The 22090-nt window shown below is 41.6% G+C and carries 20 protein-coding genes; 7 read left to right on the top strand and 13 right to left on the bottom strand.

Going from position 1 to position 22090, the window contains the following annotated elements:
• Positions 1–97 precede the first annotated feature (97 nt).
• The 4 genes from AB1401_05640 to ligA all read right to left on the bottom strand — a co-directional run bounded on the left by AB1401_05640 (position 98) and on the right by ligA (position 4977).
• The gene (locus AB1401_05640; protein MEW6614930.1) at positions 98–286 is read right to left on the bottom strand and encodes a hypothetical protein; all 189 of its coding nucleotides are present in this window, start codon (positions 284–286) and stop codon (positions 98–100) included.
• Positions 287–397: 111 nt separating this feature from the next.
• The gene (locus tag AB1401_05635; protein MEW6614929.1) at positions 398–1159 is read right to left on the bottom strand and encodes a TdeIII family type II restriction endonuclease; all 762 of its coding nucleotides are present in this window, start codon (positions 1157–1159) and stop codon (positions 398–400) included.
• Positions 1160–1172: 13 nt separating this feature from the next.
• Positions 1173–2750 carry a DNA methyltransferase gene (locus tag AB1401_05630; GenBank protein ID MEW6614928.1) on the bottom strand — a complete coding sequence of 526 codons (1578 nt, stop codon included), beginning with the start codon at positions 2748–2750 and terminating at the stop codon, positions 1173–1175.
• Positions 2751–2958: 208 nt separating this feature from the next.
• Positions 2959–4977 carry an NAD-dependent DNA ligase LigA gene (gene ligA, locus AB1401_05625; protein MEW6614927.1) on the bottom strand — a complete coding sequence of 673 codons (2019 nt, stop codon included), beginning with the start codon at positions 4975–4977 and terminating at the stop codon, positions 2959–2961.
• 249 nt (positions 4978–5226) lie between these two features.
• On the opposite strand from ligA, the gene nrdR reads away from it, so the two are divergent.
• From nrdR to nusB, 6 genes are all read left to right on the top strand, one after another.
• A complete protein-coding gene (gene nrdR / locus AB1401_05620; protein MEW6614926.1) occupies positions 5227–5691 on the top strand; it encodes a transcriptional regulator NrdR in 465 nt (154 codons plus the stop codon).
• Positions 5692–5714: 23 nt separating this feature from the next.
• Positions 5715–6848, top strand: a complete 1134-nt coding sequence (gene ribD, locus AB1401_05615) for a bifunctional diaminohydroxyphosphoribosylaminopyrimidine deaminase/5-amino-6-(5-phosphoribosylamino)uracil reductase RibD (protein MEW6614925.1) — start codon at positions 5715–5717, stop codon at positions 6846–6848.
• A gap of 124 nt (positions 6849–6972) precedes the next feature.
• The gene (locus AB1401_05610) at positions 6973–7626 is read left to right on the top strand and encodes a riboflavin synthase (protein ID MEW6614924.1); all 654 of its coding nucleotides are present in this window, start codon (positions 6973–6975) and stop codon (positions 7624–7626) included.
• 131 nt (positions 7627–7757) lie between these two features.
• Positions 7758–8963: a bifunctional 3,4-dihydroxy-2-butanone-4-phosphate synthase/GTP cyclohydrolase II gene (locus AB1401_05605; GenBank protein ID MEW6614923.1), complete on the top strand. Its 1206-nt coding sequence runs from the start codon at positions 7758–7760 to the stop codon at positions 8961–8963.
• A gap of 160 nt (positions 8964–9123) precedes the next feature.
• Positions 9124–9591 (top strand): 6,7-dimethyl-8-ribityllumazine synthase, encoded by a 468-nt coding sequence (gene ribE / locus AB1401_05600; GenBank protein ID MEW6614922.1) that lies wholly within the window; start codon positions 9124–9126, stop codon positions 9589–9591.
• A 13-nt stretch (positions 9592–9604) separates the two neighbouring features.
• Entirely contained in the window at positions 9605–10039 is a 435-nt protein-coding gene (gene nusB / locus AB1401_05595; GenBank protein ID MEW6614921.1) for a transcription antitermination factor NusB, read from the top strand.
• Positions 10040–10047: 8 nt separating this feature from the next.
• On the opposite strand, the gene AB1401_05590 is transcribed toward nusB, so the two are convergent.
• The 4 genes from AB1401_05590 to AB1401_05575 are packed head-to-tail and all read right to left on the bottom strand — an operon-like array spanning position 10048 to position 14350.
• Positions 10048–10452 carry a cobalamin B12-binding domain-containing protein gene (locus AB1401_05590; protein MEW6614920.1) on the bottom strand — a complete coding sequence of 135 codons (405 nt, stop codon included), beginning with the start codon at positions 10450–10452 and terminating at the stop codon, positions 10048–10050.
• 49 nt (positions 10453–10501) lie between these two features.
• Positions 10502–12163: a methylmalonyl-CoA mutase family protein gene (locus tag AB1401_05585; protein MEW6614919.1), complete on the bottom strand. Its 1662-nt coding sequence runs from the start codon at positions 12161–12163 to the stop codon at positions 10502–10504.
• A gap of 53 nt (positions 12164–12216) precedes the next feature.
• Entirely contained in the window at positions 12217–12624 is a 408-nt protein-coding gene (locus tag AB1401_05580; GenBank protein ID MEW6614918.1) for a cobalamin-dependent protein, read from the bottom strand.
• Positions 12625–12679: 55 nt separating this feature from the next.
• Positions 12680–14350 carry a methylmalonyl-CoA mutase family protein gene (locus tag AB1401_05575; GenBank protein MEW6614917.1) on the bottom strand — a complete coding sequence of 557 codons (1671 nt, stop codon included), beginning with the start codon at positions 14348–14350 and terminating at the stop codon, positions 12680–12682.
• A gap of 402 nt (positions 14351–14752) precedes the next feature.
• On the opposite strand from AB1401_05575, the gene AB1401_05570 reads away from it, so the two are divergent.
• Positions 14753–17059 (top strand): GspE/PulE family protein, encoded by a 2307-nt coding sequence (locus AB1401_05570; GenBank protein MEW6614916.1) that lies wholly within the window; start codon positions 14753–14755, stop codon positions 17057–17059.
• A gap of 46 nt (positions 17060–17105) precedes the next feature.
• Here the strand turns inward: AB1401_05570 and AB1401_05565 are convergent, their stop codons facing one another.
• From AB1401_05565 to AB1401_05545, 5 genes are all read right to left on the bottom strand, one after another.
• Positions 17106–17756, bottom strand: a complete 651-nt coding sequence (locus tag AB1401_05565) for a LysE family transporter (protein MEW6614915.1) — start codon at positions 17754–17756, stop codon at positions 17106–17108.
• Positions 17746–18597 (bottom strand): amidohydrolase family protein, encoded by an 852-nt coding sequence (locus AB1401_05560; protein ID MEW6614914.1) that lies wholly within the window; start codon positions 18595–18597, stop codon positions 17746–17748. Before AB1401_05560 ends, AB1401_05565 begins: the two co-directional genes overlap by 11 nt.
• Before the next feature lie 220 nt (positions 18598–18817).
• A complete protein-coding gene (locus AB1401_05555; GenBank protein ID MEW6614913.1) occupies positions 18818–19618 on the bottom strand; it encodes a DUF169 domain-containing protein in 801 nt (266 codons plus the stop codon).
• A 37-nt stretch (positions 19619–19655) separates the two neighbouring features.
• The gene (locus tag AB1401_05550; protein MEW6614912.1) at positions 19656–20390 is read right to left on the bottom strand and encodes an MBL fold metallo-hydrolase; all 735 of its coding nucleotides are present in this window, start codon (positions 20388–20390) and stop codon (positions 19656–19658) included.
• A gap of 115 nt (positions 20391–20505) precedes the next feature.
• Positions 20506–22059 carry an AMP-binding protein gene (locus tag AB1401_05545; GenBank protein MEW6614911.1) on the bottom strand — a complete coding sequence of 518 codons (1554 nt, stop codon included), beginning with the start codon at positions 22057–22059 and terminating at the stop codon, positions 20506–20508.
• Between the last annotated feature and the right edge of the window lie 31 nt (positions 22060–22090).

Here is a 22090-nt window from a genome sequence, read left to right as displayed (position 1 = left end):
TTTCCAAGACCTGACCCCTATGTCACTTTGGTTGTGATGAGTTGTCTATTAGATTGATTTATTGGATGATTTTCCTGAATTAATGTAATGTAGTGATCTATTTTGTAATATGTTCAAAAATTGAATCTTCAATTGCTTGAAACCAATCTAAGTGATTACCTATCGAATTTTCAACTAAAAGAATCTCTTCCTTGGTGAGGTTACGTTCGAGAATTTGTTGAGCGACTTCTTGAATATCACCCACATTTATCGAGTATACAATTCTGTCATTCCCATGATTTTTCACTGGTAATTCCCCTGTTTATGTCTATTGGTGGAAAATATTCTGTCTATGCTATTGAATTGCATTGCGATACGGATGGAGTTCGTTGTTGCTCGGCAAAAAAATCTTGCACTTTTATTCAAATTTTTTAAAATACTTATCAATTTCTGGTCTTAGCTCAATGCCTGCTTGCTCAAAGCAATCAAGTAAATCATTGTATGTTCCTTCACCTGCAAGAAAGTTCCAAAATTCATCAGCTACCATGACCTCTTTTTTTAAATCTAACATTCCTTTCATCGTCCATCGTTTGTAAGGCTCTGGTTCATAAGGATTATAAGGAATAGAAATCAGAGTGTTTACCTTATCTTTTGGATGTTGAAAAAAATAAACAGCCAGCCATTCAAGCATATTTCGCTTATATGAAATAAAGTCACCTTTGTTGGGCTTAACAGTTTTCAAATCAAACATAAAAACTTCATCTGATTTTGAGATGAGAAATAAATCTACCTTCACAGACTTGAGTTTGTTTTCAGTTCCTTTCTGTGATACTTTTCTAATTCTTTCTGTTTCTTCTGATTTATTTACATCACCTCCGATAGAAAGATCATTCATAATTTTTTGAATTTCATTTTGAGCACCTTCTGTAATGGTTTTCCCAAGTACATACTGCGTATAAACCTCTTTGAAGTTTCCTTTTGCAAGTTCTTTTGCAACTGGTTCGTAAATTGAAGTTCCAAAAGTGGTATTGAGAGATTGGATAAATGAAAATAAAGCCATTCTATCTTTTCCAAGTAACCTGTAATGAAAAGGCATATTATCCGTTTCAGGTTTATATTTTAAAAATTTTTCGCGAAGACAGAATTTGATAGTTTCTGTGATATGTTTTTTGTTTTTCATTGATAATGCCTTTTCACTTTTTCTTTAAGTGGAAAATTATTTCCGAATAAGCCCCTTTATCCTTTTCTGTACGGTTCAATACAGGGCGTTTATATTGATTTACAATTTGCATTCCAGAATTTTCTGCAATAGTGGGATACATATTGTATTTGTCGTTTGCCACGAGGAAAATGTCATAGTCTTCTACCAAAAACTTTTTACAGTTATTTAAAACATCTGTAATGCCCTGGATATAACTCTGCTTTGCTTCCTTACCATTACCTTTGTAAAGTGGTCCTATTTCCAAATCATCTTTTCTGTCAAAACCGAAAAGGTCATAAGCATAAGCATGTTGTTCGTGATAATTAATTAATCCAACATAAGGCGGACTCGAAAAAATGCCTTTAATTTTCTGTTCTTTTGCTAGTTCTGCAAATATTGAATTTTTCTTTTGGAGTTCAGTCAATATATTTATAGTCCTGCTGTCGCCGCTAAGGCATATCTGGAAAGTTTGTGTTCTCAATTTATCAAACTGAATAAGACGTTTTATCGTATCTTTAGTGTATGTTTCCCACCATTTAAGGATAGAAAAAAGCGGCTTGCATATTTTTCCGTGTTTTGCACAGTAATACGTTGTGGTAACCGGTTCTTTCAGTGTTGCTAAATCGGCGTGAGTCGTAGCCCTACATGAGCGGATAGTTCTGCTTAATATAATTGCTATTATTTTTTTAGTACCAGAATCTTTTATTTTTTTAATTTCATCAAAAACAAATTGTATTTCATTTCTAATGTGGTGAGAATACCATTTGTCCAGAAAATTGTCAGATGTGCTCCTTCTTAATTCTATATTATATTCCTTAACGAGCCTGTTGAAGATTGGGAGAAATTCTTTCTCTTTCTCCTTGCCGTAGCTGTCTTCGTCAATTTGTTTCTGCCTGACTTTATACTTGTATTCAGGAACCGGAAAATATTTATTATTAAATTCATAAAGTGTTTTTAATAAGTTATCTTCAAACTCAATTGTGTGTGAATTTAGAAGAAATTGTTTAAGTAACCTCGTTATTCGGTTAATTTCCTTTTGAACATCAGTTAAATTGTATTTTGATATTTTACAATTTCCAATCAGAGCATTGAAAGCTGAAACATCAATACCTATAGCATGCATTCCCAATTCGCATGATTGAACCAATGTTGTCCCGCTGCCCGAAAAGGGATCAAGAATAATATCACCTTTCGAAAAATAGCGCTGTTTTTTAAAATTATCTGTATGACTATCTAGGAAATATTCAACAAGCTGAGGAATAAATTTCCCTTTGTAGGGGTGTAGGCGGTGAACGTGTTTTGTTGTTTCCGCCTCTTTATACTGGTCAAAGGATAAAGCCCAATTCAGGTCTTCACCAAGTTGATTTCTCCAGGAAATTTCACGTTTACCGTTGTATGATTTATAATACTCAATAAGTTCCTGCCTTGAAACTTGCGCTGCTCCATTATCGCCTATTTTTCTTATTCTGCCATATTGAATCAGATAGGAAATATTAGATGTTGTAACGGTTTTGCCAAGATATTCTGTAGCCCATTCACTTGCTTCTTTTATTGAAAGTAAAATTTCCATCTTAATCTCTTTGGGGTTAATACCTTTTTGCAGACCAGTTTATAATAATAGCGATTACTTTTTTAAAAAGGGCTAAAATGTTATTAAAAGATAAAATAAGTGTAACAGAAACAGGCCTTTTTGTAAAATAAAAATGGCATAATCCATTAATATAATTATATTTACTTATCGATTAAAACCGCAAAAGGAAGGCATATACTACAACAACCTAATCTTCAATAAGCCTCTTAAACTCATCTTCGGTTATAATACTAACACCCAAAGCCCTTGCCTTGTCAACCTTGGAACCAGGGTCTTCTCCGATTACAACATAACTGGTTTTATTGCTCACGGAAGATGCAGCTTTTCCTCCTAATTCCTCTACCCTTCTTTTGGCTTCGTCTCTTGTGAACGACCCCAGGGCTCCTGTGAAAACAAAGGTCATGCCTTCAAGTCTGCTTTCTTTACGGGATTTAATTTCAGTCCGCCTAAGGCGGATTACCCCTGCCTGTTTTAACCTGTCTATAACTCTAAGGTTATCTTTCTGATCAAAGAATTTAACAATACTCTTTGCTATTTCAGGCCCAATCTCATGGGTACTGGTTAGTTCATCTTCAGTTGCATTTATCAAGCTTTCCATGTCTTTAAAAGTGTTTGTCAAAATCTTGCTGATATGTTCACCTACATGCCTTATTCCCAGGGCATAAAGCAGCCTTTCAAGGGTAGTTTCCTTGCTCTTTTCAATAGATTCTAAGAGGTTTTGAGCGGACTTTTCAGCCATCCTTTCAAGTCCTGTAAGGTCTTCCTTGGAAAGGGAATACAGGTCAGCCACATCCTTTACAAGCCCCTTATCTGTCAACTGGGCAACCAGCTTATCTCCTAACCCGTCAATATCCATAGCCCTTTTGGATGCAAAATGTTTGATGATTCCTTTAAGCTTTGCCGGGCAGGAAAGCCCCAGACATCTTTGGACAGCTTCACCTACAGATCTGAATGCCTCCGCACCACAGACAGGGCACCACTCTGGCATGGTGAATCTTTTTTCCTCCCCTGTGCGCTTTGTCTCAATTACCTTGACCACCTCAGGGATAACGTCTCCTGCCCGTTGTACGATTACTGTATCTCCAATCCGTATGTCCTTCTTTGCAATTTCATCCTGATTGTGGAGGGTTGCCCTGCTAATCTCAACTCCTCCCAACCTGACAGGTTCCATTATTGCAACCGGGGTCAGGGCGCCTGTCCTCCCGACCTGCACTACTATATCCTTAATTCTGGTGGTTTCCTGTTTCGGTTCAAACTTATATGCTACTGCCCAACGGGGGCTTCTTGATACTGCTCCCAGTCTGTCCTGTAATCTAAGATTGTTGACCTTTAAAACGATACCATCTATCTCATATCCCAGATCGTCTCTTTTTTCACCCATCTCCCTGTAATATTGAATAATCTCTTCAAGATTTCTACATATTCTGATGTGGGGTATTACCTTCAGACCCCATTGTTCAAATGCCTTTAAGATTTCCATGTGGGTGTCGAGCGATATGCCAAGGATCCTCCCGATTCCATGACAGAATATATCGAGGGGTCTTTGGGCGGTTATATTTGAGTCCAGCTGACGCAGAGAACCTGCTGCAGCATTTCTGGGATTGGCAAAAAGCGGTTCGCCTTCCTCCTCTCTGCTTCTGTTGAGTTTCCGAAAATCTTCTGTTCCCAGGTAGACCTCACCCCGCACCTCCAGCAATTCCGGAATCTTTCTTTCTTTACCAATAAGTCTCAAAGGAATAGACCTTATGGTTTTAAGGTTATGTGTAACCTCCTCTCCAATTACGCCGTCTCCTCTGGTAGAACCTACAGTGAGACTTCCCTGTTCATATACAAGCTCGACTGCTACACCATCGATTTTGGGCTCGGCAATGTATTCAATATCTTCCGTAGTGCCCATAAGCCTTTTTATTCTCTGGTCAAACCCTTTTACTTCTTCCTCATCCATAGCGTTGGCCAGACTGAGCATAGGGAGTGAATGTCTAACTGTCTTAAACTCATCCAGGGGAGGTGCCCCTACTCTTTGGGTTGGGGAATCAGGGGTTATCAAATTGGGGGACTCTTTTTCCAGGTTTTCCAGATGCCTCATCAACTTATCGAACTCAGCATCAGATATCTCAGGGGCATCAAGCACATAGTAACGGTAATTATGGTAATTGATCCTTTCTCTCAAATCATAGATTGTATGCTGGACGTCACTTTTTTTCATAACAACACCAAAAAAGCCTTAATCAGGTTAAACACAGATTGACAAAATAATATTTGACAACCCCGGCATTCTTAAATATTATGTAATAAAAACAATATAATAGTAAAAAGGCTTTTTTACAATAGAAAATATCTGTAATATAAGGATTCAAGGATTCAAGGGGTCGAGTGTTTGAGAATTAACAATATTCACTTGACCACTGGAATTTTCTGGTCCTTTTTAACAACCAAATGGGAGAAGAACCGAATTATGAAATGTCCCTTTTGCTCCAATCTTGACAACAGGGTTATAGATTCAAGGCTTAGCAAAGACGGTAATATCATAAGGCGTAGAAGAGAATGTTTGGATTGTAAAGAAAGGTTTACGACCTATGAAAGGGTTGAAGAGGTTCTTCCATCAGTAGTTAAGAAGGATGGCAGAAGAGAACCTTTTGATCGGACCAAGATATTTAACGGTATTAAAAAGGCATGTGAGAAACGTCCAATAAGCATTAATGAGATTGAAAATGTAGTCAATGAGATAGAACATGAATTTCAAGATAGCGGTGAAAAAGAGATAAAGTGCTCGGATATCGGTGAAAGGGTAATGAAGGCATTGCATGACTTAGATGCAGTGGCTTATGTCAGATTCGCTTCGGTTTACCGTCAATTCAAGGATGTAAGCGATTTTATGGTAGAAGTCCGGGAACTCCTTGGGGGACAAAAAGGAGAATAAGTAAGGGTGAGTTTTGAGAGGATATGAAAGAAGAAGAGTACATGAGATTAGCCATTAGATTGGCTAAAAGGGCCCGAGGCAAAACGAGCCCCAACCCCTTGGTAGGGGCTGTAGTAGTTAAAAGGGGTGAGATTGCTGGTAAGGGTTTCCACCAGAAAGCAGGAGAGCCCCATGCCGAGATTAATGCTCTGAATGATGCAGGTGAAAATGCCAGGGAAGGAGATCTATATATTAACCTTGAACCATGTAATCATTATGGAAGAACTCCTCCATGTACAAAAACGATTATTAATAGCGGAATTAAAAAGGTGTTTGTAGGTATAGAAGACCCAAACGAAGTTGTGGCAGGAAGGGGTCTTCAATGCCTGAAGGATAATGGAATATATGTGCAAACAGGCATACTAAGAGAGGAATGTCAGAGGTTAAACGAGACATACATAAAGTATATAACTGAAAAAATGCCATTTGTAATTCTCAAGTCAGCTGCCAGTTTAGATGGTAAGATTGCCACCAGGGTTGGAGATAGCAGATGGATTAGCAATGAAAAGTCCAGGGCTTTTTTACACAGGTTGCGGGACGAGGCAGACGGGATTTTGGTAGGGATTGGTACGATTATGGCAGACGATCCTAAACTTACTACCCGTTTAAATGGCAGGAAAGGTAAGGACCCTGTAAGGATAGTTGTTGACAGCAAGTTAAGGATAAAGCTTCGAGCAAAGGTTTTAAAGCCTGAATCCGAAGCCGGGACCATTATTGCTACCACTGAATTGGCGCCCAGGGAGAAGATAAAAAAATTAGAAGAACTGGGAGTAAGGGTACTTGTTGTCGGTTCCAAAGACAATAGAGTTGATTTAAGGGAGCTTATGTATGAGCTTGGCAAACTGGAGATTACAAGCCTTATTATTGAGGGTGGCGCTGAGGTAAATGCCTCTTCTCTTGGTAGCGGCATTGTAGATAAAGTTTTATTTTTTTATGCTCCTAAGATCATAGGGGGGGCAGATGCATTAGGCATGGTGGGTGGCGAAGGCGTTGAGAAACTCAACGATGCCATTAATCTAAAGAATGTCAGAGTTAGAAGATTGGGAGACGATATTTTAGTTGAAGGATACGTAAACAAAGATAAGCGTTCAGCAACCAGCGATCAGCTGTCAGCCTGAGACAAACGTGTGGGGTGAGTTAAAAAACTTAATCTAAAGCTTTCAGAGAAAATTAGATTATAAGTCTCTTAAGAGTTGAAACTGAAAACTGACCGCTGATAGCTGAATGCTTATAAGGGGTAATATGTTTACCGGATTGATAGAAGGTGTAGGTACAATAAAGAAAATCGGCAAAAAGGGCGGCTCTATGACTCTCTTTATAGAGAGCAACCTGGATTTGACTGAAACAAAGACCGGTGATAGTATCTCTGTGGATGGCGTTTGTCTGACTATTGTGGAAGTGATGTCAAAAGAATTCAGAGCGGAGGTTTCACCTGAGACCTTACAGAGAACAACTCTCAGGGAGATAAAGGAGGAACAGAAGGTAAATTTAGAGAGAGCCATGCGTATTTCAGATCGATTGGGCGGGCACCTTGTTTTGGGTCATGTTGATGGTATTGGAAAGATTAGGGAGGTTTCTAAAGATATAAATTCCACAAGGATGAAAATCTCGGCTTCTAAAGATATAATGAAGTATATAATTGAGAAGGGTTCTGTTGCCATCGATGGTATCAGTTTAACTGTGAATGAGTGTACAGATGATAATTTTGGTGTGAATATAATACCCCACACAGCGGGGCATACTACCTTAAGTGATAAAAAAGCTGGTGACAGTGTCAATATTGAGAATGATATAATCGGGAAGTATGTAGAAAGGTTCTTAGATAAAGGGTATGGCAAAAGAGAGGGAGACAGTAAAATTAACAGGGAGTTTCTTAGTAAACATGGTTTTACCTAGAAAATAGTTTATCTGGCACAAAATGTAGGGGTTTGATTTATCACAACAGCAGGCTTAACAGCAATCTTAAGCTTGCTATTGTAGCGGGCGTCATAAATGTTGCTCCTGCAAAGTAGGGGAGGGGGTCTTAAATGGCATTAAGCACAATCAAAGAAGCTATTGACGATGTAAAAAAGGGGAAGATGATAATCCTTGTTGATGATGAGGACCGTGAAAATGAAGGAGACCTGATGATAGCGGCGGAGAAAGTTACCCCTGATGCTGTCAACTTTATGGCAAGATATGGCAGGGGGCTTATATGTATGACCTTAACTGAAAAAAGGGCGAATGAATTACATCTCTCCCCTATGGTAACGGAGAACACCTCTACTTTTAATACTGCATTTACAATTTCTATTGAAGCGAGATGCGGGGTTACTACTGGTATTTCTGCTGCGGATAGGGCTAAGACAATTTTAACTGCTATAGACGAAAGGACAAAACCCCAGGATCTCGCCCGACCTGGTCATATTTTTCCTATAATTGCGAGAAATGGTGGGGTGCTGGTAAGAACAGGACAGACAGAAGGTTCAGTTGATTTGACCAGGCTTGCCGGCTTAATGCCGGCTGGTGTGATATGTGAGATAATGAAAGACGATGGAACCATGGCAAGGATGCCAGATTTAGAGATCTTTGCTGAAAAGCATGGTTTAAAAATTGTTACAATTGCCGATATAATTGAATATCGACTGCAAAACGAGAGTCTCGTTAGAAGGGTTGCAGAAACACGTATACCTACCCTGTATGGTGGGGAATTCAAGGCTATTGCATATGAAAATGACGTAGATAGTCACCAGCATCTTGCGCTGGTTAAAGGAGATATCAATCCCGAAGACGAGATTTTGGTAAGGGTTCATTCCGAGTGTTTAACAGGTGATGTCTTTGGTTCCCAGAGGTGTGACTGCGGGGAGCAACTCCATACTGCTATGAGGATGATTGAAGAGGAAGGCAAGGGTGTTATTGTTTATATGCATCAAGAGGGAAGGGGTATTGGGCTGATTAATAAGCTTCGGGCATATGAGCTTCAGGATCAAGGTCTGGATACTGTTCAGGCTAATGAACGACTTGGTTTTAAACCCGATCTTAGGGATTATGGTGTAGGGGCACAGATCCTTCGCGATCTGGGGGTAAGAAAGATGAAACAGATGACAAATAACCCTAAAAAGATTAAGGGGATAGAAGGATATGGGCTGGTAGTTACAGAGAGGGTGCCTATTGAGATTAAGCCTAATGATAACAACATTAAGTATTTGGAAACAAAGAAGAAGAAAATGGGGCATATGTTGAATATAAAATAGTAACTGCTCAGGCACAAGCTTGAGGCACAAAGGCAGAGAGTACCAAACGTTCAAACGTGTAAACGTTCTAACGTTCAAGCCTTTGTGCCTATGTGCCTTTGCAACTTTGTCCCTGCATTTTCTGCTTTGTGCCAACCTGAATGGTTAAGAGGAGGAAGAGATGTCACAGAAGATAATAGAAGGGAAAATAGATGCTCGTGGTCTGAAGTTTGGAATCGTAGTGAGCAGGTTTAATGATTTTATTAGTGAAAAATTGCTTGCTGGAGCATTGGACGCATTGATTAGATCTGGTGCAGATGAAGATGACATTGAAATAGTGAAGGTTCCTGGTTCATTTGAGATACCACTGGTTGCAAAAAAGTTGGCAAAATCTCAAAAGTACAATGCTGTTATATGTTTGGGTGCAGTTATCAGAGGTGCTACCCCTCACTTTGAATATATCAGTGCAGAAGTTACCAAAGGTATTGCCAATGTTTCTTTAGAGTGTGAAACCCCTATATCTCTGGGTGTAATTACTACAGATAATATAGAACAGGCAATAGAACGGGCAGGTTCAAAGTCAGGTAATAAAGGGTGGGATGCAGCTATTTCAGCCATAGAGATGGCAAATATTCTTAAAGAGTTATAGAAAAAAGGATTTGATGGGAAACAGGCGTAAATCCAGGGAATTAGCCCTCCAAATTCTCTATCAGATTGATATAAGCCGTGAGAATGCCAGGGATGCCTTAGACCTTTTCTGGCAGAATTTTAAGGGGTTGGAAAGGTCCAGGGAGTTCACTGAAAAATTGGTAGAGGGTGTCTATAATCATAAAGAGGAAATTGACAGGCTTATTGAGGAATGCTCGGAAAATTGGAGGCTAAAGAGGATGTCCAGGGTAGATAGGAGTATATTAAGACTGGCCATATTTGAACTCTTCTACTGTAAGGATGTCCCTGCCAAGGTTACCCTGAATGAGGCTATCGATTTGGGGAAAAAGTTCGGTTCGGAAAAATCAGGTTCATTTATAAATGGTATATTGGATAGGATATCAGCAGATATTGTTAAGGACAGAAACGATTCAAGAGAAACAGAATAAGTTTGGAGTTACAGACCTGCGTGGTGTACGGTCTCATTTATACATTTGATGATACTTTGAAGGTGGGATCCAGGCCCGAATATTCCCACAACCCCCATTTCTCTTAATATAGGTTCTTCTTTTGGCGGGATGATCCCTCCCACCAAAATAGGAATATTATCGACTCCTTGTTTACTCAAGGCTGACTTCACTTTTGAAAGAAGCGTTACTGCTCCACCTGCATGAATGCTTAGTCCGACAATATCCACCCCTTCTTCGACCGCCGCTTGACCTATTTCATTTGGGGTCAAATCGACTCCCAGATAAACCACTTCCATTCCAGCATCCATCAAGGCTTTTGCTAAAACGTTTATGCCTCTTAGGTGACCATCTAACCCAGGTTTTGCCAAAAGAATCCTGATATTTTTTTTCATATATCACCCTTTGTCAAATAATCTGCAAAACTTTTCCAGTTATTTTTATTCAGGTTACTATATTGATCCCTCTCTCCCAAGCCAGTCGAACCTCCCCAAGAGTTGCTAATGCCTTGTAAGCTTCCACCATCGGTCTCATAGTGTTATGGCCATTTTCGGTAACATGAGTTATCTCGTTCAATGCCCTTTCAAGCGATTTGTGGTCTCTCTTTCTTTTAATCTCGTGTAGAAATGCAATCTGTTTCTCTTCAAAATCGGGATCTATTTCAAAGAGGTCTAATTTATGCTCTTTTTGTTCGTCAAGAGTAAACGCGTTAAGCCCGACAATGACCTGTTTTTTATTTTCTATCCTTTTTTGTTTCTCATATGCCGCCGAGAGATAGGTATCTTGTATCCATTTCCATGCATTAACGGCACCTCCTCTTTGATCTACCTGCTCTATAATTTCAAAAGACTTTCTTTCCAGCTCATCAGTAATTGCTTCAATACAGTAAGATCCCCCCAGGGGATCTACCGTATTAGCAACGCCACTTTCGTGAGCTATAATTTGCTGAGTTCGCAGGGCAATCAAAGCAGCTTCGGGAGTTGGGGCACCAAACGCTTCATCATACGAATTCGTATGCAGAGAATTGCAACCTCCTAACACTGCGGCAAGTGCCTGTATGGTAGTTCTTATTATGTTGTTCAATGGTTGCTGTGCCAGCAAGGAACTACCGGCTGTCTGAACGTGATACCGCAAAAGCAAGCTCGTATCTTCTTTCGCATGAAATCTGTTCTTCATTATTTTAGCCCAGACCCTCCTCGCTGCCCTGAATTTAGCCACTTCTTCAAGGAAATCTGTCTCACAACTAAAAAAGAAACTTAGCCTTGGGGCAAATAAGTCGACATCCATACCCCTTTCAATGAAATCTTTCACATAGGCAATCCCGTCGGCAATGGTAAACCCAATTTCTTGTGCCGCTGTAGCGCCTCCTTCTCGGATATGATAGCCAACAATACTCAATGGATTCCATAAGGGTAGATGTTTCGTAGCGAACTCTACAGCGTCACCATGTATTTTCATTCGCAAGGGCAAGGGAGCCATCCTGAACCAGTTACACGAGTGAGAATTGTTGATACAATCGTTTTGGATCGTTCCTCTTAGTTTGTGGAGCTCGACACCACGATTCTCTGCCATTGCAATGTACATAGGAAATAAAAAGGGATGCGGAGTAATAAGACTGACAGAAACCTTCTCTATGTCGATTTCATCAAACAGATTCTCCATGTCTCTTAAGGTATCGATGGCTGTCCCGTTGACCCCTACCTGTCCCTGAGACATTTCTTCATCAGAATCCCTGATATTTAAAGTGGGGGGGTCGAAAACCGGATTTAACCCAGTCTCGCCGTGAGCAATAAGGTTCTTCAATATCTTGTTTGATTCTTTACCACCCATTGCTCCTGAAACAAGACGATGAGTCCAGAGTTGTCCGCGATAGCCGGTAGGCCTTATCCCTCTTGTAAAGGGATATTGGCCGGGGAAATTCAGGGCATCCAGATAGTCAAGATTCTTAATGTCTTCCGGGGTGTAAACCCTTCTTACATTGTCTATTGATGAAGTCGAGAAATTACTTTCTCGTTCCCCCATTTTTTCAAGGACAGGGTTTACACATTTTTTCTCCCATTTGATTCTTTCTTCTTCTATACGTTTTATATCCAGTTTAGCGCTCAATTACAACTCCTTCCTCCATTATTTCCTGCCTGAATATTTAGTCAGTTCAGAAGTTACCCTGATGTCCCAGTATCAAAATGACTTCTAACATAGTCCACTATTTCTGAAATCTTTGTTCCGGGGGTGAATATTCCTTTTATTCCAATTCCTTTCAATGTGGGTACAATTGGTGGGGGGATGATCCCGCCAATAATGACCTGGATATCCCGGATTGATTTCTCCTTAAGCAATTCCACCAATCTTGGCACAAGAATTTCAGGGGCACCATCCATAATTCGATAACCTATAAAGTCTACATCCTCCTGAATGGCAGATTCCACTATCTGAGAGGGAATCTGGAACCCCCCCAATATTACTTCTATACCTGCCTCCCTCAATCCCTTTCCCACTACATAGTAACCGGTAGAATGACCCGGACTATCAGAAACCAGTAGCACTCTGATCTTTTTATTACTCTCCAATCTCCACCTCCAAAGGTATTTTGAGCTTTTTAAACAGAGGGAAACCCAAGATTACCTACATACCAAAGTAACATCCCCATACATGGCTTAGATCTGCTTGGCCATAAACCTTTTCTCTTATCTTAACAATCTCCCCAATGCTCAGATATGCCTTAACAGCCTCTACCATAGGTTCTATTATATTTATTTTATTCCTGTATGCATCTTCCAGCAACTTCCTGGCTTTCTCTGCTTTTCCACGGTTTCTTTCCTTTTTAACCCGATTGAGCCTTTTTATCTGTTTGTCTCTCCATTTAGGGTCGTATCCCAGAATGTCCATATTCCCGAGATCAATTCCCTCTTCACCCTCTCTCGAAACAAATCTATTAACACCCACCATAGTCCTTTCGTTATTATCTATGGCCTTTTGCCTGAGATATCCAGACTCTTTGCCCTGATCAGCAATATACTTATATGCCTTCTGAGGCTGCATATCCTCTAACTCTTTCAGTATCTCAATTGCCTTTTGTTCAAGTTGATTGGTAAGGGATTCTATACAATATGACCCGCCTAAAGGATCAATAACGTTTGCCACACCGCTTTCATGGGCAATTATCTGTTGGGTACGCAGTGATAAGGTAGCCGAAGCCGTGGTGGGTGTAGCAAAGACCTCGTCAAAGGAGTTTACAGACATTGACTGAGCACCCCCCAGCACAGCGGCAAGGGCGTGGATGGTAGAGCGGATTATGTTATTAAGAGGCTGCTGGGCTGTCAGGTTAACTGATGTGGTCTGGGTGTGAAATCGCATAAGCCATGATCTGGGATCCTTGGCATTGAACTTTTCTTTAAGGGTTCTTGCCCATAACCTGCGCATTGCGCGGAATTTGGCTACTTCCTCAAGAAAGTCATTCTCAGAGCTGAGAAAGAAGGAAATCCTGGGGGCAATTTCATCAACATCTATATTCCTTGCGACTACAGATTGCAGGGTAAAACTTCCCATGTAAACCCCAAAAGCAATTTCCTGAGGGGCAGATATACCTTCATCCCTGATATTCCTCACAGAGATACTAGAATGGTTCCATCGCGGCAGATTCTTTGTGCAATACTCACTGATATCCACCGACCCATTCCCCCTCATTTGAGGGCCCTCACCAAAAGGGAAAACGCAGTTCTGAATAGTTCCAGACAGACTCTTAAAATCTACACCCTGCCTTACAGCTTCTGCCAGAATCATGGCAAAGACAGGCATTGAGAAGCCAATCTGGTTGATACTGATCTTAGACATATCTATTCCGTCAAAAAGGGTTTCAATGTCTGCCAGGGTATCAATCCATACACCGCCCTTTCCCAGGATACCAAAGCTCCGTTCGTCACTGGATTCATAATGCTGGTAGCCCATTCCACAGACACTAAATCCAGTCTGCCCTTGTTTAAATAGATACTTCAGCCTCTCGTTGGTCTCCTCAGCAGTTCCCAATCCTACTACCTGTCGTATAGTCCATTCTTTTGTCCTGTACCCTGTTGGGGTGATCCCCCTGGTAAAGGGGTACAAGCCGGGATAAGAGATATCTTCAACATAGTTATTATCTCTAATATCAAGGGGGGTGTAAATCGATTTTAAGGGGAGGCCTGAAAGGGTTTTCGCTTCTTTCTCTTCTATTGAAAATTTTTTTAATACTCTTTTAACATTGGCTTCATACTCCTTGTTCAAACGCTCGATCTCTTTCAATGTCTCTTTTCTAAACACTCTTCACCTCCAAATTTGATCTATATGGCAAGACCTTTGCACAATCTATCGAGAGATTTGAAGAAATAAACCCTGAGAGCAAATCCGCCTATGGCGGATCAAAAACCGCAAGTCGTAAATCGTAAATGGGTTTTATTCTATTACGACTCCCGACTTACGATTCATGACGCACGACTTACAACTTACGATTTTCAAGTTATGCAATGTATGGTAATTACAATATATGGTAATTTATTGTCAAGTAAAAAGGTGACTGGTGTTTACCGAGAAACCCAAGTGTTCTTTTTAGGTTGATTTTTTTTATCTATGTATGCTACTGTAAGCAAAGATTAGCAGAGGATTCTTTTTAACTTTTAAGCGGGAAGGAATAAGCCTCCTCAGTGGGTCGTTTTGGAGAGAAGATTGGATATAGCAAGAAAGATAAACAACACTGAAAACAATGTTGAGAAGCTAAAGAAGGAAGTGGAGTATGGATTGGCATTGAGGGAGATTACCAATCGCATCCACTCTGCCAAGAATATAAACGAGATTCTTGTTGATTTAAAGGATGACATGCTCAGATTGTTTGATGCAGACAGGATTACAATCTATGCAGTAGATGGGGTTAAAAAGGAACTCTATTCAAGATTTATGGTAGGAAGTGAAATAAAGGAGATCAGGGTGCCTGTTAGTCCTGAAAGCATTGCAGGTTACACAGCGTATTCCAAAGAACTTGTTAATATACCTGATGCATATGATGCAGAACAACTGAAAAGTATTAATTCCAGTCTTAGATTTGATAAGAGCTGGGATCAAAAGACGGGTTATAAAACTGTTCAGGTGTTAGCGTCTCCCATTATATTCGAGAGATACTTATTAGGGGTCATACAGTTAATTAACAAGAAGGATGGCACTGATTTTACTGGAGAAGATCAAAAATCCATTACTGAGATTGCAAAGATTTTGGGAATAGCCTTTTATAATCAGATCAAGATGAGCAAAAGGAGGCCTTCAAAATTCGATTACCTGGTAACCAACCATATTATTACTTCCAGGGAACTGGAGGAGGCTATAAAAGAAGCCAGGGAGCAAAGGGAAGAGATTGAAACGATATTGATGAGGAGATTCAAGGTTTCAAAGACAGATATTGGCAAATCACTGAGTGATTTTTATAAGTGCAGATTTGTTCAATTCGATGACAAGGCTGTTATACCCGGGGAACTGTTGGTAGGTTTGAAGGTTAGTTATTTGAAAAAAACCCTGTGGGTCCCATTAGAAAAAAACGGGGACAAGATAGTTATAGTTATCGACAATCCGGCTGACCTTCAGAGGACTGACTTTATAAAGGCAAAATTTGGAAAGAGAGATTGTGAATTCGTTGTTGCCTTGAAAGGGGATATAATAAGTTACCTAACCCTCTTTTTTGGTGAAGAGGCGAGTAGAGAGTCGATCTCTGACATATTGAGCAAACTCGATGACGAAGAAGAGGGGGGCGAATTTGATACTCTGGAACAACAGGTAAGCGAGGATGATAGCGCTATAGTCCAACTGGTTAACAAGGTGATAACCGATGCATACAATAGAAACGCCTCTGATATTCATGTTGAGACCTACCCGGGCAAGAACAATACAGAGATTAGGCTTAGGATAGATGGTATGTGTGTTCCTTACCAGACTATTCCCTACAGTCACAAAATGGCAGTTGTCTCCAGGATAAAGATCATGTCGCAGCTGGACATAGCTGAAAGGCGATTGCCTCAGGATGGCAAGATCAAATTCAAGGTGCGTGGGGGAAGGGATATAGAGTTAAGGGTGGCTACCCTTCCCACTAGCGGGGGAACAGAAGATGTAGTCATGAGAATTCTTGCTGCCAGTGAACCGATCCCATTGGATAAGTTGGGCATGTCTGATAGAAACCTCAATCTTTTTAAAGAGGTCGTACAAAAGCCGTATGGAATTGTTATGGTAGTGGGGCCTACAGGCTCCGGAAAGACGACTACTCTCCATTCGGCTTTAGGCTTTATCAACACGCCGGAGAGAAAGATATGGACAGCAGAAGACCCTGTTGAGATTACCCAGCATGGATTGAGACAGGTTCAGGTGCGCCCAAAGATTGGATTAAACTTTGCTGCCGCAATGAGGGCCTTTTTAAGGGCGGATCCGGATGTGATTATGGTCGGTGAGATGAGAGACGAAGAGACTGTTTCTACGGGTATTGAGGCATCTTTGACAGGACACCTTGTATTCAGTACGTTACACACCAACAGCGCCCCTGAGACCATCACAAGGCTTTTGGACATGGGAATGGATCCCTTTAACTTTGCCGATGCATTATTAGGGGTACTGGCTCAGAGACTCTTAAGAACACTTTGTAAAGATTGTAAAAAACCATATAACCCATCAGAGGAAGAGTTTAAGAACCTAGTAATGGAATATGGAGAGGAATATTTTAAAGATTTAGATATCTCTTATTCCCAGGATATGACCTTTTATAACCCGGTAGGATGTCCAGCCTGCAATAATACAGGCTATAAAGGAAGAATGGGGATACATGAGTTACTGATAGCCTCTGACGAAATCAAAGCCTTAATCCAAAACAAAGCACGGGTTGAACAGATACGGGAGCAAGCCATGAAAGAGAGTATGAGGACATTAAAGCAGGATGGGATCGAGAAGGCGATCAAGGGCGCTACCGATGTTAAACAGGTACGGGCTGTCTGTATAAAGTGAGTTTAGCTTCTACTCCTGCTTCCCACAAATAGAATGTCCCTTATTTCTATAACGTACCTTTTCCCAGATAAGTCCTTCCGGCAAGCAAAAACCACCCCCCGAATCCTAAAAGGAAGATGCCGCAGAAACGTATAATATGTTGATAGACTCTGTCTTTCAGGATTCTTTTGCCACGGCTTATGCCATAGGAGACTATGCTGTACCAGAGAAAATCGGCAGCAATATGACCCACAAAGAAAAATCCTACCCCCAGAACCCCCAGTTTTATGGCGGCAACCAGATATCCCAGTCCAATGGTAGCCCACCACAGTGTCCAGTAAGGGTTGGAAAGGCTGGCAAGAATGCCGGTAAGCACAGGATAAGAAGTTACCCCAGGCCCTGTCCCCTCCATATTAAAGGAGAGGCTTCCTGCCGTTCGGATCATCTGTACACCCATCCATATGAGGATGGCTCCGCCAACCAGGGCGATGATTCCCATAACCGAAGGTATCTTCAGAAATGGCCCCAACCCCAGAATGATAGCCACTACCAGAGCCAGTTCGAGAACAGCATGTCCAACCATGAGCAAAGGTCCAGCTGCAAAACCCCGATGCGCAGACTCGGCTATAGTTACCGTTAAAAGAGGGCCTGGCATGAGCGCACCTGAAAGCGCCAGGGTAAAAGACCCCCCAAAAACAATAGCCAGTTCAAGCGTCATAACTCCCCTTTTCTCGCCGGCCGAGATTGAACAGCCTCTTGGCATTATTATAGAATATCTTGTCCTCTATCTCCTTGCCCAACCCTAATTTTTTGATATAGTTTATCTCAGTCTGGAGGTCGTATGGGATATTTGGGGCATCACTACCGTATAGGATCCTATCCTGGAATTCAACGAGGCGTTCGGGGTTTATATCGTGAGGGAAAAACCCTGTAAGCATCATGGCAGTGTCAGTCCATATATTTTTATATTCTCTCATGAGGTCAAAGAATTTCTCAAATTCGTCTGCACCCAAATGTGGAAAGATGCATCGTAGATCAGGATACCTCTTCATTACTTTCTTAAATCGGTTGACTCCGGATATCTCACGGAAGTCAGAGTGCGGCAGGATAGGTCCTGTTCCTGCATGGATATTCAATATCTTGTCGTATTCAATTATCTTTTCGTAGAGGGGGAACATCCTCTCGTCGTCAGGGGGGATTTTGTTTACGTGACACTGTATCTTCACGCCGTAAAGGTTATAATCTACAAATGCTGTGTCGAGGAGGGCCAACAAGTTGTCGTCCTCAGGATGCGCTGTTGCGAATCCTATCAGATGTGGATACCTCTGGGTAAGGTTATAACTCCACTTATTGAGAGATGAAGAAATATCTGCTTTGTGTGAATAGTTGTAAAGCACCAGCCTCTCTGCACCCAAATCTGTGAGGAGTTCTATTACTTCGTCTGCAGTAACTTTATATTTGACTGGCCATGCACACTCATCAAACCATTTCCAGATAGAATTAAAGAGTGGTTCAGGAAAAAGATGCACATGGGAATCGATAAACCTGAATTTTGACATGTCCTATACCTCCACAGCTTTAAATATAAACATCATGTGCCCTGTTTTCCATCATTCTTACAGGGTGAACCCCTTCTCTTTCTGTCAGTTTGAGGAACCTTTTGATTATAGATTGCCCTAAATTCTCTATGCTTTTCTCGGAAAGGTTTATAGTGTCTAACTTACCTGCAATCCTATATGTATCAATGATACTAATCGTATATTGAGAACAGGTAATGGCTCATTTCTTTATCCTTTCAACAGCGTCCGGTTTGAAAGCATCAGAGAGGGGAAGGGAAAGCTTTATTTCCGGCTCATAACGTAAGTATGTAGGAATTGGATAGCGTATTCCCTGCTGATGTGTTTTCTCCAGTCCATACACCAATTCGGGTAGTTTTGCTCCCGGAGTTGCCATAACCATTTCATGATCCTGACAACCAGCCCAAACCCGGTCACCATTGCCGGGCACCACCACTTTTGGTGCATTGTCCAGATACGAACCCAGCACACCTTCCGTACAGGAAGCGGCCCTGCCTGAAAAGCTGCTCTCGATTGGCTTCCCACTTCGGTGTGTGACCCCATGTATTAGACGCATCAACTGTGCCGGGTTCACATAAATCAGAACCACATCAGGCTCGATTTTTGTCCACTCAAGCGGGGAGTATACTACTATTAAATTTCCCCCTATTTCAAGCTGCCGAAACCCGGCCAACAATTCACGCGCCGCTCTTTCATCTGCAGCATAGTTCATATATGTCAAAAAATTGATTGCTCCGGAATCATCAACAACTCTATCCCAGCCGTAGGTATGAGCAGCTATAGCACATCCTACATCATCTTTACCGAAGGCTATTGTCCACCCATAACGTCTGGCAATAGCCGTACCCTGACATGGAGCCATTCGGACATTAAGGTCTTTGGAAGGTCTTCTGGCAGAGGCAGGAATTTGAGCCTCCTCATTTAAAAATTTTACTGCTACGGGGAATGTTGCCGGGTTGATAAATGTTCTTATTTTCTTACCCATCTGAAGCCATTTTTCCATTATAATACCTCCTGATCTTTGATTTCTCTGTTTTGCACTACCTCATCTTACGGATGCGTACCTCGATCTCTTTGATATCATTCAGTAAATCCACTATTTTTGATGTATCAGTTTCACCGTAGTGATACGGGTAGAGGACCTTCTGCTTAATAGCCTTTGCTGCATCGGCTACCATCTCTGGCGTCATAGTATAGGGCAGGTTCATCGGTAAGAATGCTATATCGATATTCTTCAGGGTTTTCATTTCTGGAGTGTTTTCAGTATCACCAGCCACATACACCCTCTTGTCACCAAAGGTGATTACGTATCCGTTTCCCACCCCCTTTGGATGAAAGGGGTGCCCATCACTGCGCATGTGAGCGATATTGTAAGCAGGCACAGCCTCTATTTTCAATCCCAGAACGGTTTTGGCATCCCCGTTATGCATGACAATGCCACCTTTTATGCGGCCTGCACAAGCCTCTGTTAATACCAGCATAGTATTCCTGGTTTGCAGAATCTCGATCGCCTTCAGATCAAAGTGGTCAGGGTGCTCGTGGGTTAACAGAATAATATCCGCCTTCGGCAGCTTTGTGTAATCGGCCAGACTGCTCCACGGATCAACATGGATCACCTTCCCGCCAAAGGTAAACATGAGCGTACTGTGACCGATGAAGGTGATCTTCAGATTGTCAGCGGCTGTTTTGATGGTATCGGTTTCAAATTCTTTGGCATCCGCTGTAAGGGTAAAAAATGCGACTAAAAAAGTGACCAGTAAGAGTAATATTTTCATAAGCCACCCTCCCTCTTGACCCCTCTTGAACTGCAGCCGCTGACCATCTTATGGCCGCATCTTCACATGAAGGATCTAAGCCTGACATACAGGCAAAGAATTTAGCAGCCCTTCGTCACTCTCCACCTGAAGAGGTTCGAAGATACTTTTGACGTAACTGGTATCTTTGTATCCTACCTGTTCCTGCAGTTTTCGGTAAGCTTTCGGTAAAATCTACCGATTGCGGGACAGCATGGTCGGGAAGGTTTTCCCGGCAAAGGGCAATAATCTCTTCTTCAGTGACATCCCCATCCTTTTTTATCACTACCGCCTTGACTGCCTCTCCCAGTTCTTCATCCGGTACACCGATCACTGCCACTTCAAGAACCTGTGGGTGTTGCAAGATGATTTCTTCTATTTCTAAAGGCAGGACCACCTTCCCCTGCGTAGTAATGCTATCCTTCTTTCTGCCAGCAAGATAGATATATCCCTCTTCATCTACCGAGGCCAGATCACCAGTGTAAATATAGCCTCCTTTTATAGTTTGTTCTGTAGCCTCAGGCGCATTCCAATAACCTTTCATCATATTATGACCCTTAACAATAATCTCCCCAACCTGACCTGGTTGAACATCCATTCCCTGATCATCTATCACCCTTGCCTCAACCCATAAGGGTTCACGACCACAAGACCTTACCCTGTTTACTTTCTCTGGGGGACCTTCGAAGACAAAGTCCTCAGGGGGGAGAAAAGAGATAAACCCTATTTCACTGAGACCATACCCTACTATGAAGATATTCCCAAATAGCTCTACCGCTCTTCGCCACACCTCTGGAGGATAATATCCAAAGATAAATATATGGCGCAAGCTTGAGTAATTATATTTACCGAGGTCAGGGTAATCTATAATCGGTTGAAAAAACGCTGTAGCCCCAAAAATGTTAGTTACCCGTTCTTTCTCAATGATCTCGAGCAGAGTCTGTGGAGAGAGATTGGGTGGTATGACCAGGGGACACCGCATATGGAAGGAGAGAATGGATACCCTCGGAATCATGTAAGCTACAAAAAGAGGAGTAGCAGCAAGGAAAACGCCTCCGGCACTCATATCATAGTTCAGTACATCTAAATCCATCAGGGCTGTAGCAAATAGGCTTTTATACGTGTGCATCGCCTGTTTCGACAGGCCGGTGGTCCCACTCGTATTGGCAAAGTAGAGCAAATCGTTTTCATTAATCTCAATGTCTGGCTCAGGAGAGGAAGATGTGGATATGAGATCCTCATAACCCACGAAACCCTTGTCTGATGGGCCAAGGATAATATACTCTTTTACACTCTTGAGCGCAGGACGCAGTGATTCTACCAGATTACGATATTTATGACTGCAGAGTACGACTTTTGCCTTGCCATTGCCGATGAGATGAGAAAAATCTCTCTGGGAAAAAGTTGTATTTAATGCAGATGTGGCTATCCCTGCCTTTGCTCCTGCCCAAAACATCTCCATCTGCTGAATGCAATCATCAGCAATCATAGCTACCCAATCCCCCTTCCTTAACCCCATATTGATCAAGGCGTTTGCAAGGCTGTTAGCACGGTCATTAAATTCCTTGTAGGTATACCTTGTGTCTCCAAAAATTACCGCAGTCTTATCAGGATGCCTTTTAGCGTTGCTCTTGAGTATCCCTGCTATCATGATTTTCCCTCCTGTAGTTGCGCTATGTGTA

Source organism: Thermodesulfobacteriota bacterium (genome assembly GCA_040757775.1).
Lineage (GTDB): Bacteria > Desulfobacterota > UBA8473 > UBA8473 > UBA8473 > UBA8473.
The sequence above is the reverse complement of the archived record's forward strand: the minus strand, read 5'-3'. Positions and strand labels throughout refer to the sequence as shown.